Consider the following 14175-nt stretch of genomic DNA (forward strand, 5'->3'; position numbering starts at 1 on the left):
ATGAAGCCAACTCATATAATTTTTGATTTTCAATTGAGAAATTTAATCTTTTAACATTAAGTAAAATTTTAATTATTGTCATTACTAAACTAAAATCAACGATTATGAAAAAATTAAGCTTATTCACTTTTTTTGCATTTTTATTTGCTGCGATCATTTATTCTTGTAACAGTGATAGTTTCAACAGTATAAGCGGGGATGATACAGCAAAAATCTCAAACGAGAATTCTAAAACTTTAGCCAGAACATCTGAAGAAACGGACGGCTTCTCTTACATTAACTCCAAAGACCCTGCTTTCGATAATTTTTTAAGTTCACAAACCTATCAAAACCATAAAGACTATATTAATGGTCTTGGTCAGATGGATCTTAACTCCATATTATATAAGCAATATGAAGTTGATGGAAAAGTGTATGATTTCTTTGTGGTTTCGCTTTCGCGAAATGGTAAATTGGAAGGTAAGTTAGAAATTCTCGATCTTAAAGACACGCCGTTCCTCCCGAACAAAGATAAATATGCGCTGAATTATGCTGATTTATCATCCTATGATATGGATAGACAAACCGGCAGTATCAAACTTTACGATCTAAATTATGAAAACTTTATGCATACCAAAATGGATATTGATAAGGGGTATTATACTAATGTTGAAGGAGATGGGCTTTCTGATGAGCTGAGGGAAAAATATGCATACCTTGCAAATCCGGCTAAAAGTGCTAATTTAACTTCAAGACATTTATGTGACAGTAATGGCAATGGAAATATATCCTTTGGTGAATGCTATAGCTGTATTGTAAGAGCCATCAAGCAAAATTCTACATCTACAGCAATCTGTCATTCATATGAAGCGATGGGGTTACCTTGGTGGGGATCTTGCGGCGCATCAGTAACCGTATCGTGTGCAATCATTTCGTCAATATCTTAAAATATATATATGATGCTTTTTGAAGACCCAACTTATTTAATTATTGCATTTGCAGTATTTGCGGCATTAAACGTTGTTACAATCAGAGATATTCTTAAAAACAAAAATCTTTCAAAAAGACAAAGAAACAATTACATCTGGTTGCAGTTCGGCTTACCGATCATTGGTTCGATTATCTATTTTTCAGAAAAAAGTGATAAATCGCTTCACCTGAAAAAGTAGTTTCTGACCTGACATTTACAGATAAGCTGCCTCAGTTTTGAGGCAGCTTATTTATTAAGTATTCAACCCATCTTTATTCTAGGCAATCCAATTTCGTGTTCCTGCGGATAGGGCTGCCTGAAAGTCATACTGACATCTTCCCGCAAACTTCTTTCCATCTCTTTTGATTTGTTCTCATCCATTGAATACCTCGGATCGGCAATAAGGGGCATTTTGGCCATCCTTGTAATGGTTACGGTTGGAAAATGGTAATCCACTTCGGCGGTTCCAAGTAAAAGGTAGATTCCCCCTTCTTTAAAAGGAAATTTTTTCAGGCTGTCCGGAAAGTGCGCGGTATCAAAGTAGTCACCGTTCACATCAATCCAGGTTCCAAAATACATATCGTCTTTCTTGCCCGGATGGTTTTTCATTTTAATGGGTACGTGCTTCCTGGAAATCAAATAAGCCAGCATTCTAACTTGCTTCTTGTGATATTTTAAAAGATCCTTAACCAATACATCCCCTCTGTGTTTCGTCTTTAGTAAATCAAAAATAGAATAGGAAACCGGAAATCCTAATATCTCAATTTCATCAAAAGCATCTTCAAATGGATTTCTATCGATTGCCGGTAGCTCATAATTTTTTTGAGGTTCATCAAATAATGAGATAATCTTAGTTTTGTATTGATTTTTTGAAAGTAAGAATCTTGCCTCAATTAATAACTCGTGTTTTTGCTTTCCTGTGAATCTGAAAGCGCCGACAAAAATTAATATCTGCAGCGTTTCAATGCCGATATTAACTCTTTTGACAAAATCCTCTAAGGATTTGTAATCTCCATTCTCTTTTCTTTCCTCAGGAATAAATTGCTTGATAGATGCTTCCAGTTTCTCAATATGCATTAATCCTAAATAGACATCCGAGCCATAGACTGTCGTATGAAACTCACTAAGGTTAATGCACGGATTATGAATTGTAGCGCCTGACATCTTGGCTTCGTGAACATAGACCTCAGTGCGATAAAATCCTCCACCATTGTTAATTGCAGAAACCATAAACTCAATAGGATAATAAACTTTCAGATATAAACTTTGATAACTTTCCACCGCATAGGAAGCTGAATGGGCTTTACAGAACGAATATCCGGCGAAAGATTCAATTTGTCGGTAAACTTCCTGAGAGAGCTGGTCCGGGTGACCTTTTCTTTTACACGATTCAAAAAAATCATCTTTTAATTTCTGTAAAGCGGAAAGAGAACGTCCCTTTCCACTCATTGCCCTTCGGAGAACATCGCCATTAGCTGCTGATACTCCGCCAAAGTGCATCGCAACTTTTATGACGTCTTCCTGATAGACCATAATTCCATAGGTTTCCCCTAGTTCTTTTTCAAACACATCGTGAAAGTATTCAAATTGCCCCGGATGATTATGCCGGAAAATGTATTCACGCATCATTCCGCTTTGGGCAACTCCCGGGCGGATAATGGAAGATGCTGCTACCAATACTTTGTAATTGTCACATTTCAATCGTCGCAACAAGCCTCTCATCGCTGGTGATTCAATGTAGAAACAGCCAATGGTTTTTCCAACACTCAAATACTCATTACACTTTATTTCATCTTTCGAGATTCTTGTATCCTCAATATCTATGTGAATTCCTCTTTTTTCCTTAATCAAATTAACCGTATCTTTAATTGTTCCCAGCCCTCTCTGAGATAGAATATCGAACTTTTCCAATCCAATATCTTCTGCCGTATGCATATCAAATTGTACGATCGGAAATTCTTTTGGTGGGAATTCTAAAGCTGAATAATTGGTGATCGGTTCTTCAGAGATCAGAATCCCACAGGAATGCATACTTCTTTGATTAGGAAATCCTACCAAAAGTTGCTCATATTTATAAATGAGCTGAACCACTGAATTCTGGTCGTGTTGTTCTTTCGGTTTTTTAGAAAGCTGATCCAGTTCATCTTTAGGAAGTCCGAATACTTTTCCCAACTCTCTGAATCTTGATTTTCTTTTAAATTCCACATTAGTTCCGCAAAATGCCACGTGATCTTTTCCGTACTTTTTAAAAATATATTCTAAAATGACATCACGATTTTTCCAGCTCCAGTCGATATCAAAATCAGGAGGCGATTTACGGTTCAGGTTAAGAAAACGTTCAAAATAAAGATCAAGTTCTAAAGGACATATGTCTGTAATTCCAAGACAATAGGCAATAATGCTGTTAGCGCCGCTACCTCTGCCAACATGCATAAATCCCATCCGGTTGCTGTATTGAATAATATCCCAGGTGATGAGGAAGTAACCGCAAAAATTCAATTCATCAATAACTTTTAGTTCTTTTTCAACCCTTGCTTTCGCCAATTGACTATTATCAGGATATCTTTTACTTAAACCTTCATATGCTAACTGAGACAGTAATTTAAAATCATTTTCCCTGCTGTCAGTAAAATACTTTTTATTTTTAGGTGTATTAAATTCAAAATCAAAGCTGCACTCATTAACGATATGTTTAGTATTTTCAATAATTTCAGGGTAGTGTCCGAATTGACTCAAAAGCTTTTTCTTATCAATAAAACATTCATCTTTTCTGCAATAATCTTTTTCAGTCAGTTTAGTAAAAAGGGTATTGCCATCAATCGCCCTCAATACTTTATGAAGCTTATATTCTTCATCGGTTTTAAAGGTTACCGGATGAAGAATGACCATTTTATGTATTAAAGATTTGAGTTCGGAATTGATTAAAAGGTTTAATTCATTTTCTCTGACTCCAATAAACTCGTGTTCCAATAGTTTTTCAGGTATATTTTGTAAAGAGTAGATGACAAAACAATGTTCCAACGGAGGATTCATTTTCGGAATACTAATACCATCACAGTTGTAATCCGTCAAAAGCCTGTTGACTTCAGCAATGCCTTTAGGATTTTTAGCTAGACAGATATAATACTGCACATTTTCAACCCGTACATCGACCCCGACAACCGGTTTAATACCGTTATCCTGGCAAAGTCTATAAAACTGATAGATCCCGGTTACCGTATTGATGTCAGTCAATGCCAAAACTTTTAACTTATAATCAACAGCCAACTGCACTAAATCTTCAACAGAAATAGTCCCATAACGTAAGCTATGATAAGTATGGCAATTGAGAAACATAAGTTATTTTTAATTTAAAAGGCCCGAAGCACGTCCAACGCTTTTTACTCCAAACCTGTCTTTGATTTTATCCATTGTCTGGTATAATGAGATCAGTTCTTCCGTATCTTCGAAAAGATTCATCTGATGGCTTCCGTGAACAAGTCCGGTAAATTTTACCCCGACTAGACGAATTCTCATCCTGCGGGTATATACTTTTCTGAACAATTCTAAAACATATTTGAGCAAAGTATGATCTGCTGAAGTATAAGGTACTTTACATTGTTTAGTCTCTGTATCAAAGTTCGCATATCGTATTCTAACAGAAACGGTCGAGGTCAGCCATTGCTCGTGTCTCAGCTGGTAACAGAGCTGCTCTACCATTCCGGAGAGAATACTTCTGATATTCTGAACATCGATAGTATCTTCGGTAAAAGTTGTTTCCGTAGAAATAGATTTTCTTTCAGAATATTGAATGACAGGCGTATTGTCAATACCGTTGGCTTTCTTCCATAGTTCCGTTCCGTTCTTTCCGATCAGTTGCTGCAATACATCAACAGGCATTTGGGAAAGTGTCTCTATCTTTCTGACGCCTAATCTTGAAAGCAGCTGAAAGGTCACATCGCCGACCATCGGAATCTTTTTGACCGATAAAGGATTTAAAAAAGGCTGAATATATTCAGGCTTCACTTCAAATCTTCCGGCGGGTTTAGATTCACCAGTTCCAATTTTTGAAACGGTTTTATTGGTAGACAATGCAAAACTGATGGGTAATCCTGATTGCTTGGTCACGGCATCGGCAATTTCAGTTGTCCATTGATAACATCCGAAAAACTTATCCATTCCGGAGAGATCCAGATAAAATTCATCCACACTCGCTTTCTCTAAAACTGGCACTTTTTCCTGAATGATCTCTGTTACCATATGCGACATATTGGAGTAGTATTCCATATCGCCTTTAATGACCTGTGCTTCGGGACATAATCGCAGAGCCATTCTAATCGGCATTGCCGAACGTACCCCGAATTTTCTGGCTTCATAGGAACATGATGCCACTACTCCACGATCTCCACCTCCTATGATAACAGGCTGTTTCTCTAACACAGAGTGTCTCAGCCGCTCACAGGAAACAAAAAAAGTATCCAAATCCATATGTGCAATTGCTCGTCTCATTTGACAAAATTAGATACTAATTGTATCATTTTTTATATATTTGTAGATACAAATTGTATCAATGTCAATTTTTTCAGAAAACATCAGGTATTTAAGAGCTCAAAAAAAATTATCACAGCAAGAGCTGGCAAAAGAAATTTTTTTGAGTAGGGTGCGTTATTCGAAATACGAAGATGGTCGTTCAGAGGCTCCCTACGAAGTTTTGATCAGGATTTCGAAATATTTTAACATCAGTATTGACCTTTTACTTACAGTTGATATCAGGAAATATCCTTTGGAAGATATGATCAACCTTCCGGCGAATAAGGTGTTGCTTCCAATAGTTGTAGATACGGAAGGTAATAATTTTATTGAGATTGTTCCGCAGAAGGCTTCTATGGGATATCTGAAAGGCTTTAGTGACCCTGAATACATTGAAAACCTACAAAAAATATATTTTCCCTTCCTTAAGAATGGGAAATACAGAGGATTTTTAGCTGATGGTGATTCAATGCCTCCATTTGCCGACCAGTCTATTCTCATTGGTGAGTATGTTGAAAAACTAGAAGATTTAAAAGCCAACAAGGAATATATTTTTGTGACGCAGGAAGGGATTACCTATAAGACTTTTTTGAAAAGAAATAAAAAGTACATTACCGTTTTAGCGGACAATTCATTTTATGAACCATATAATATTGCTTTGGACGAGATTGCTCAGGTATGGCGCTACGTGAGAGGAATTTTGCCGCAGGATTATAAACCGCACACCCTGCCTGATAAAGCGAATTTGAAAAATTTAGTGGACGAAGCTAAAAAGAGTATTAGCAAACTGGAAAATAGCTTATTGAGATTAAGCCAAGAATAAAAAAACTTCCCCGAAGGGAAGTAAAAACACAAATGATGAAAAAACTCTCTATTAAGAGAGGGCGACAAATATATAAATAAATTGAATTACAGATCATGACTCAGCTCAGCTTATTCGATTCCGAAGATCTATACGAGTTTCCAAAAGACCTTTTGGAATTCAGAGAATTTTTTCTGAGCAAGGAAGAAGCAGACCTTTTGAAAGATAAACTGCTCCATTCTACACGTTGGGAGCAACGCACACAAAAAATGTACGACAAAACGGTAATAACGCCTCGTCTCACTGCGTGGTATGGTGATACAAAGTCTTACGATTCGGCTGATAATAATACAACTGTAAGGAATGAATGGACTCCTGAATTATATGCTCTAAAAGAAAGAATTGAAAAAGAATTCGGTTATCAGTTCAATGGTGTTTTGCTCAACCTATATCGCGATAATAATGATTCAGTAGCCTGGCACAGGGATAAGGAGAACCGTTATGGGAAACGCCCTGTCATTGCATCCATTAGTCTCGGACAAACCAGAAACTTTGATTTCAGAAAAAAGGATCATCATCAAAGCAAGTACAGCTTGCCGCTTCCAAACGGTTCACTGCTCATTATGAAAGGAGATTTGCAGGAGCATTGGGAGCATAGAATTGCTAAGTCAACTATTCCTATGAAAGAGAGAATCAATTTGACATTTAGGTTAATTAAGGTTTTATAACAGTCAATTGCATACTTTAGTACAATTTTTTTGGAAAAACTAAATCTTGGTTCAGAAATAAGTTATCCTAACTACCAGTAATTAAACAAATTCGAGATATTGATATTAAAAAACAGGAAGACTGAATCTTCCTGTTTTTCTATTGTTAATTAAAACTAATTTTTAATTATCGTTTGATTTACTAAGGTTTCGTTGTCTTTTGAAATATTTACTACATACATTCCTGTCGGAAAACCTTGTAGATCGAAAGAGTTTCCCGCTTTGGAAATTACAACGGCTCCCATACTGTTGGCAACAGTTATTTGATATTGTTCTTCTTGTTTCGAAATTACAGTTTTTCCCGAAACACAAGGTGGTTCAATATATTTCAATACAACATAGCTATCAGAAGTCTCTCCATTTTTTGCAATAGAAAATGTTTCACAAGGTGCAGCCGGCGGTGGTGTTATAGTTACTGTTTGAGTAGATGTTCCACAACCATTTGTTGCTTCTACTTTTACCTCCATAGACCAATTATTATTACTTCCTCGTGCAAATCCTTCAAGTTGATTATTATAGGTATGGAGAAATACACCATATTGGGGACTTGATGACAATTTTGTCCAGGTTACCTGAGTAATGCCCTGCTCGCTACCGACAGGTGTTGCATTACTATTACTTAAATAGAAATGAGATTCGTTGTAGTAAGTGGGATCGTTAATCTGGGACACGCTAAACATAGGTTTTCCTATCCAAACCTCCTTAGTAACCGTATTGCTTGCTCCACCCCCAGCAAGATATGCTTGTAACTTCAGTAAACCATTCGCATTTGCTTTAGGAGTAAGTGAGATTTGAGGCTGGTTACTAGGACCAATTATATCAACGAGGTTAGCGCCATTTATTACCGACCATTGGATTGTTGGTGCAAAACCTGTTGTATAAGTTGTGTTATTATTTCCACACAATAGTGCGTCTCCGCCTATTTTTACTTTGCTACCACACAAAAAAGCGGTAGTTAACTTTTGATCTTTGGTGGCTTCTGAGAATTGATTGAGAATAAACTGTCTATTCCTTGGGCTAAAATAGGTATGGCTTGTATTTTCTCCATAGTAACTTCCTATCTCCTCCGCTACAAAGTTTGCAAAAGGGATATTACTGGCATCGTCAACTGGTGAAAAAGTTTTCTGATATTCATTTTCTGTAAGCGTTGTATTTCCAAAATTGTAATCCAAAGCGCTGGGTGTTGGAACAAAAGAAAAATCAGTTGCAGTAATATGATTGCCGAGAAATTCAGGTAATGAAGATGTTGGAAATCTGTATTTCCCACCACCATATTTATCAATAGGCAGCACATTAGAGGGCTGATTTCTGCTTCCAGAAAGTAGGGTATGTTGAGCTGGGATTACCCATAAAATATCTTTTTTATATACTATCTTTCCATAATATAATTGCTTTGACTCATTAATGCTAGACATTGGTCGAGCAACAAAATCATAGTAATAGCGGGATTTTCCCGGAACAACAGAAAGTATTACCTGAGCAGGATCTAATGTTACGCCACCAATCAATGCCCCGATAAAATCTACAAACCAGCCTTTACTATTGTGATGCATTGTAACCAAATCCTGGAGGTTTTGATCGGTACCACATTCGCTTCCATTTGAAATAGCTACATTCCTAGTTTGCTGAGGATAACCTTTTGACTTTAAAGTTGCTTGCCAGGTGTTGTGGACAGAATTATCAATGCTATAGTTACTATTAATATAATTGATTAACATTTGCCTGGAAGCAGGAGTATCGGCAATCGTAAGAATGTCGCTTACAGGAGCACCACCAGTGAATATAGGCGAAAAAACATAATTAAGACCAGCAACAATGGGCGAACGAAGAAAAGTTTTTGAAATATGTCTAAGCATATATTGCAACCCTAAAGGTGTATTTGCGCCCAAATGGGGAGAATCGTGAGAAATGAATAATTTTGTATCGTGGTTTTCCCCGTTATCCTCCATATCCTTTAGCGCATATCGAGCAATAAGACCTCCCATACTTTGCCCTAAAACTACATTCTTCTCGCTTCCTATTTTATTCTGATTTACCCATCTGATTGCTTTTTTTAATAGTTCAGCATTATTTTGTATATAGTCAGTACCAATACCCCAATCTACATAGATGATATCGTAATTCCCTTCTAAATAGGATTTTAATGCAGTATTTTGCATACCTCCTCTATTTAAAAAATCATCAATATTATTATCTCCGCCTTCTTGTCTAGGTGCTGTTATATGACCTGTATCAAAGCCTTCTGCTACAATAAAAGGCTTTGTGATTTGAGTTTGCCCATTACGAAGTTTAATATATAGTGTAAGTTTTGGTTTATTTACAACCGTCGGGGGGAAAGGAATAAAATACTGATAATTTTCCAGTTGTACTTTCCAGTAATTGTTGGTGGACAAGTTAGCTGCAGCAGAAAAAGCTTGCCCATTGTCATTTATATCGACATATTTTTCCAAATCTCCAGTAACTGAAAATTTGTTTTTTGAGTATAGTATTTGTCCATTCGTTAATGTAAGTTTATATGTCCAGGTATATTCACCGGCAGAGGGATAACTAACAGGTATCATCTGACCCAATGTCACTGTCTGAAAGTTGGTGGCATCGGAAAATTTCACTTCGAGAATTGAGATTTCACTAGTGTAATTACTTAGAAACAGAGTAGGTGGAAAAACAACATTGAAATGTAGTTTGTTGTGACTGTTCGCAATTGGTGCCATTGCAAAAACTTTGTTGATCTCATAAGGATCTTGCCAGACATTATTTACGTAAACATCTAAAATTTTATTTTGAGGTGTTAACGTTAGAGATCCTGTAGAAATATTATTCAATCTATCAGTAGGCAGATTCGGAGCCATATTCTGAAAAGCTAGTTGATTGCTTTCTGAAAATTGGTTATATTTGAAATAGGTTCCACCTATCGGCAGTAGATCAATTGTCTGGTCCTGAAACCACTCACTTTGAAAATCAGCGGGAGATTTAAGAGCACTGCCATTCGACGATATTTTACTCATTACTAATGACCCGTAAATGTCATTTATGATTTTAGATGTGGTAAATGAACTATCCGTAGGAGTTCCATTATATTTCTTAAGATCCGCAAACTCTATTCCTGCATCCAGTAGTAGACCTGTTTGTATTTTTGTCTTGTCCAAATCTGAAAAGGGCAATAAAAGTGTAGATTCCAGGACCGGATTGACGGGATCACTCGGCTGCGCTACAAGTTGTGGACTAACTTGGACTTGTCCAAGTAGAAGCTTTGACAGCAATAGGAATGCTGCCAAAATACTTAATTTTGTTTTCATAGGTTAGTGTTTATTTAGTTTTTAATCGAACTTTTTATCAAAGCGTCCTTCTGTTATAGTAACAATATTCCCATTGCTATCTTCGGCTTTGAATTCAAATGTTCCAGAAACAATTTGGTTTTGAAGATCGAGTCTCGTTATTTTTATTCTACCGGTGTTGTTTGAGTTTGATGAGTAACTAACCTTATCATTACTTGTATAGCTTGCATAGTTGTAACCATCGTCAGGTGTTTGATTAACAACTTCATATGTTTGGTTAATCTCTAAGTTGGGGATTGATACAATTAGGTCAATAGATTCAGTGTATCTCTCAGGATCTTTTCTTAAATCTAATTTTATTAAATAATAGTTATTATTCAACTTTTCACAATAGGTGCCGGGTTGGTTAATCTTTTTTGTGGTAGCTACCCAAACTTTGCCATTTATTAATGCCCCTGCAGTGTTTTTACCGGATTGCGTTGCTTCTGGCAATACATTTTGATCCTGCTCATCATCTTTGCAAGAAGAAAAAAGTCCTATTGATAATAGAGCTACAAAAAGTAGATTTTTCATAAGAATGTAATTTCGTGGTTATTAAGAGTTTGTAAATTAACCATTTTTTTTCTTTACTTACAAATTTCTTTGATACAGTCATAGCAATGGGATTCAACCAATTCTTATATTGGAGAGTTTCGCATTTTCTAAAGTCAAATACAGTACAAATTCTTATACTTCGTAATTGACACCAACTCCAACTTAAATTGCATTGACAGATATAAAAAGTTTATATGATTTATGAAACTCACCTTAATATTAATGGTAATCAATAACTATACACCATTTCCAACCTTTGGTAAGATGGATGTAAATTTTCTATTTAGCTGTGTAAAAAAGCTACACAGAATTTCCAACATTACGTCAATTGAATGCAAGCTTTCGACCAAGATGAGTAAAATAACTACACGCAATTTCTGAACGTGGGTAAAATAGATACAAGCTTTTGTACTTAGCAACATACGAAACTGCACACATTTTCCAACTATATGTAAAATGAATACAAACTTTCGATTTAGATGGGTAAAATAACTACACGCAATTTCTGAACGTGAGTAAAATGAATACAAACTTTCTATTTGGATGCGTAAAATAGCTACACGCAATTTCAAAACGTGGGTAAAGTAGATACAAACTGAAAATCTATTATCTAAGTATTTTTTTCCTTTCAAAAGCAATACACGATAAAGATCACGCATCATCAACAGAATCAAACTTTTACAATTATTTTTCAGAACTCTTAAAACTACCCTCCTCTTTTTAGCAAGATGTGTCTTTGTATATACAAACTTTTCAAGTTGTACATCCAAAGACTCTCTTGCCTTTTTGCAAAAGGGGAAAAAACTTCGGAACTCGTTTTTTTCTTTATTGAAATCATATACAAATTCCAATTTATTCTTTATTAATCTCCACGATTTACAGATTAGACCAGAATGGTCTTATTTAGCCCAAGCCCTTTGAATACTATTGTTTTCACGATTTTGATGTTCCAACTTTGCAACAGAAATCATAATCAAAAAAGATGAAAACATATCTTTACTTTTTCTTTAGCTTATTGACCATATGGGTCTCGGGACAGGTTGGAATCAATACTGTATCACCAGAGACCACTTTGGACGTTACAGGGAAACCGGTTGATCCTAATCATTACGACGGGATTATTCCACCACGAATAACGGGAGATCAATTGTCCAGAAAATCATATTCAATTTCAAAAAGAGGAACCGTCGTATTTGTGACTGTTCCTGCTACAAACTTATCCGGGCAGGTTATCAATGTTAGAACTACCGGATTGTATTACTTCGATGGTACGGCCTGGCAACCTGTATCAAAAGATGTTGATCCGATAGAATATTACATTTTATTGACTTTCGATTCTAACAGCACGGCAAGTCTTGCCGCAACCTCCACCTGGACGGAACCAAGAAATCAATGGGCGAATACAAACAATTACCTGACCTCTTCTAAAAATTACACCATAGGCTCAAAAAACTTTGGAGGGCTTGAAGGATTTGTTGTATTCAGAAAAATCAACGGTATTGTTAATGTTCGTTTTCGTTTGCATCGAACCGACAATTCTACACCTGTTACGGGTAAGGCTCTTATTGATATTGAAGACATATTTAACGATATAGGTTATATTCCCAATCAAATTGTTCTCTTACACAACGAAAATTCAACCCAGTACTTTCCTGCATTGCTAGAAAATTACGCTATACAAATTCCTCAAAGCTCGCTGAACCAGATATCGACTTCCATTTACACTTACGGAGAAGTACAGGGGTATTCCAACTGGCGGGTTCCATATTTAAAGTAAGATTCTAAAAACCAAATGAAATTAAAACAACATAACACAATGAAAAACAATTTTCTCAAATTATTCTTTGTATTAATGACCACCAGTGTTTTTTCACAGGTCGGTATTAATACTCAGACACCAAAAGCCACTTTTGAAGTGGTCGGAAAGCCGGACGACGCGAATCATTTTGATGGTATTATTCCACCCCGTATTACAGGGGATCAGATCTCTGCAAAATCATTCTCTACTGCTCAGAAAGGGGCATTAATCTTTGTGACATCACCAGCTACTAATTTGGTGGGACAGGCGGCTCATATCGAAAAATCGGGCTTATATTGTTTCGACGGCCAGCAATGGATTCCTGTTTTGCAAAGCGATCCTTTAGAAATCGTCGCACTCAGAGGCAACACTTCCTCGGTTGAGTTGGTGGTGAAAAATAGTTTGAAACTTGATTTTGACCAAAAGGAAAATTATATCCTGGGAAAATCAAGAAGCCCCATCACAGGCGAATACAACTCTATTCTAGCTACCGATGCCAATATTACATCAGGAAAAGGTAACTCTGCCAGCGCTTATGCCATGTCCCAGGGAGAAGTTACCGGGAAATTGAACTATGGCGCTGGTGTATCAGCATTGAATGGAATTGCAAATAGCGTAATTTCAGGAAGCCGGAATATAGGGATAGGCGCCGGAGCCATGTCATACATTACTTCCGGAAATGATAATATATCGATCGGGTATTTATCGGGAACCGGGAACAGGACAGGCTCTAATAATGTGTTCATTGGAGCTGGTGCCGGAAGCCCCGCAACAGGAAACAGAAGTGTCAGCAATAAGTTAGCTATACATTCCACCCCCGTAACAACAAGCTCAACCAGCTTTTGGGACAGTATTACCAATAATTATACGGATTATAAATTTGCGTTGATCTCGGGGGATTTTTCTGAGCGATGGCTCAATATTAATGGTAAGCTAAGCGTGACACCATCACAAATGCCTAATGCAGATGGTGATCCGGCATATACCAAGAAAGTAGTTGCCAAAGCAGACGGTTCATTTGGGTTCGCCACAGAACTGATTCCTGCGCCACCTTCTAGCGGAACCTATATCCTTAAAAGTGTGAATGGCATTCCCAGCTGGAGTGTCCCATGAAGCAGGAGGGAAGTAGAAGTTCTGAAGTGATCTTTTTCAGGATCAAACTGGAAAGAAAGGCTGACTGGAAAAGAACGTGCAGAGAAAGAAACATCTCCCTGACCAGCCTGATTATCGATTCGGTGGAGAATAGACTGATGGATGATGAAAGAAGAAAAGTCCTGAACTTCATCGAAAAGCAGGATAACATCTTTGCCAGGATCGAAACCAATATCAACCAGGTGGCAAAGCTGGTTAACGGACAGAAGAACATTTCGGAAAAACAACTGGAATTATTTTCGAAACAACTCTCCGAGGTACAGAAGCTTAAAGCACAGCAAAACAAGATGTTTGAAAACATATACGCATTGCTTTCAAAATGATCGTCA

11 protein-coding genes are annotated in these 14175 nt (G+C 36.8%); 7 read left to right on the forward strand and 4 right to left on the reverse strand.

Annotation, left to right across the window (positions count from 1 at the left end; all coding sequences use genetic code 11):
- The first annotated feature begins 104 nt into the window (after nt 1-104).
- Together NBX25_RS08825 and NBX25_RS08830 are read left to right on the forward strand one after the other, a co-directional pair.
- Nucleotides 105-926, forward strand: coding sequence for a hypothetical protein (locus tag NBX25_RS08825; protein ID WP_002978135.1), 822 nt, complete (start codon nt 105-107; stop codon nt 924-926).
- A 9-nt stretch (nt 927-935) separates the two neighbouring features.
- Nucleotides 936-1148: a hypothetical protein gene (locus NBX25_RS08830; RefSeq protein WP_002978133.1), complete on the forward strand. Its 213-nt coding sequence runs from the start codon at nt 936-938 to the stop codon at nt 1146-1148.
- 62 nt (nt 1149-1210) lie between these two features.
- Here the strand turns inward: NBX25_RS08830 and NBX25_RS08835 are convergent, their stop codons facing one another.
- Together NBX25_RS08835 and dinB are read right to left on the reverse strand one after the other, a co-directional pair.
- A complete protein-coding gene (locus NBX25_RS08835) occupies nt 1211-4285 on the reverse strand; it encodes a DNA polymerase III subunit alpha (RefSeq protein ID WP_002978130.1) in 3075 nt (1024 codons plus the stop codon).
- A 9-nt stretch (nt 4286-4294) separates the two neighbouring features.
- The gene (dinB, locus tag NBX25_RS08840; RefSeq protein ID WP_002978128.1) at nt 4295-5437 is read right to left on the reverse strand and encodes a DNA polymerase IV; all 1143 of its coding nucleotides are present in this window, start codon (nt 5435-5437) and stop codon (nt 4295-4297) included.
- Between the two features lie 61 nt (nt 5438-5498).
- Here dinB and NBX25_RS08845 point away from each other — a divergent pair, with 61 nt between their 5' ends.
- Together NBX25_RS08845 and NBX25_RS08850 are read left to right on the forward strand one after the other, a co-directional pair.
- Nucleotides 5499-6281: an XRE family transcriptional regulator gene (locus NBX25_RS08845; RefSeq protein ID WP_002978126.1), complete on the forward strand. Its 783-nt coding sequence runs from the start codon at nt 5499-5501 to the stop codon at nt 6279-6281.
- A 95-nt stretch (nt 6282-6376) separates the two neighbouring features.
- Entirely contained in the window at nt 6377-6988 is a 612-nt protein-coding gene (locus tag NBX25_RS08850; RefSeq protein WP_002978125.1) for an alpha-ketoglutarate-dependent dioxygenase AlkB family protein, read from the forward strand.
- 155 nt (nt 6989-7143) lie between these two features.
- On the opposite strand, the gene NBX25_RS08855 is transcribed toward NBX25_RS08850, so the two are convergent.
- Nucleotides 7144-10323 carry a T9SS type A sorting domain-containing protein gene (locus NBX25_RS08855; RefSeq protein WP_002978123.1) on the reverse strand — a complete coding sequence of 1060 codons (3180 nt, stop codon included), beginning with the start codon at nt 10321-10323 and terminating at the stop codon, nt 7144-7146.
- A 21-nt stretch (nt 10324-10344) separates the two neighbouring features.
- Nucleotides 10345-10875 (reverse strand): Riean_0653 family protein, encoded by a 531-nt coding sequence (locus tag NBX25_RS08860; protein ID WP_002978121.1) that lies wholly within the window; start codon nt 10873-10875, stop codon nt 10345-10347.
- A 1003-nt stretch (nt 10876-11878) separates the two neighbouring features.
- Between NBX25_RS08860 and NBX25_RS08865 the strand changes: the two genes are divergently transcribed.
- The 3 genes from NBX25_RS08865 to mobC are packed head-to-tail and all read left to right on the forward strand — an operon-like array spanning nt 11879 to nt 14169.
- Nucleotides 11879-12673 carry a phage tail-like protein gene (locus NBX25_RS08865; RefSeq protein WP_088583901.1) on the forward strand — a complete coding sequence of 265 codons (795 nt, stop codon included), beginning with the start codon at nt 11879-11881 and terminating at the stop codon, nt 12671-12673.
- A gap of 39 nt (nt 12674-12712) precedes the next feature.
- Nucleotides 12713-13807, forward strand: coding sequence for a phage tail-like protein (locus NBX25_RS08870; protein WP_085951003.1), 1095 nt, complete (start codon nt 12713-12715; stop codon nt 13805-13807).
- Complete coding sequence (gene mobC, locus NBX25_RS08875) at nt 13804-14169, forward strand: plasmid mobilization relaxosome protein MobC (RefSeq protein ID WP_002978113.1); 366 nt, start codon at nt 13804-13806, stop codon at nt 14167-14169. Before NBX25_RS08870 ends, mobC begins: the two co-directional genes overlap by 4 nt.
- The last annotated feature ends 6 nt before the right edge of the window (nt 14170-14175 follow it).

The sequence above is a fragment of the Chryseobacterium sp. Marseille-Q3244 genome (assembly GCF_940807095.1).
Taxonomy (GTDB): domain Bacteria; phylum Bacteroidota; class Bacteroidia; order Flavobacteriales; family Weeksellaceae; genus Chryseobacterium.

Coding starts and splice junctions, on each gene's coding strand:
- mobC (WP_002978113.1), top strand. CDS start 13,804: ATGAAGCAGGAGGGAAGTAGAAGTTCTGAAGTGATCTTTTTCAGGATC.
- NBX25_RS08850 (WP_002978125.1), top strand. CDS start 6,377: ATGACTCAGCTCAGCTTATTCGATTCCGAAGATCTATACGAGTTTCCA.
- dinB (WP_002978128.1), bottom strand. CDS start 5,437: ATGAGACGAGCAATTGCACATATGGATTTGGATACTTTTTTTGTTTCC.
- NBX25_RS08835 (WP_002978130.1), bottom strand. CDS start 4,285: ATGTTTCTCAATTGCCATACTTATCATAGCTTACGTTATGGGACTATT.
- NBX25_RS08865 (WP_088583901.1), top strand. CDS start 11,879: ATGAAAACATATCTTTACTTTTTCTTTAGCTTATTGACCATATGGGTC.
- NBX25_RS08860 (WP_002978121.1), bottom strand. CDS start 10,875: ATGAAAAATCTACTTTTTGTAGCTCTATTATCAATAGGACTTTTTTCT.
- NBX25_RS08845 (WP_002978126.1), top strand. CDS start 5,499: ATGTCAATTTTTTCAGAAAACATCAGGTATTTAAGAGCTCAAAAAAAA.
- NBX25_RS08825 (WP_002978135.1), top strand. CDS start 105: ATGAAAAAATTAAGCTTATTCACTTTTTTTGCATTTTTATTTGCTGCG.
- NBX25_RS08870 (WP_085951003.1), top strand. CDS start 12,713: ATGAAAAACAATTTTCTCAAATTATTCTTTGTATTAATGACCACCAGT.
- NBX25_RS08830 (WP_002978133.1), top strand. CDS start 936: ATGATGCTTTTTGAAGACCCAACTTATTTAATTATTGCATTTGCAGTA.
- NBX25_RS08855 (WP_002978123.1), bottom strand. CDS start 10,323: ATGAAAACAAAATTAAGTATTTTGGCAGCATTCCTATTGCTGTCAAAG.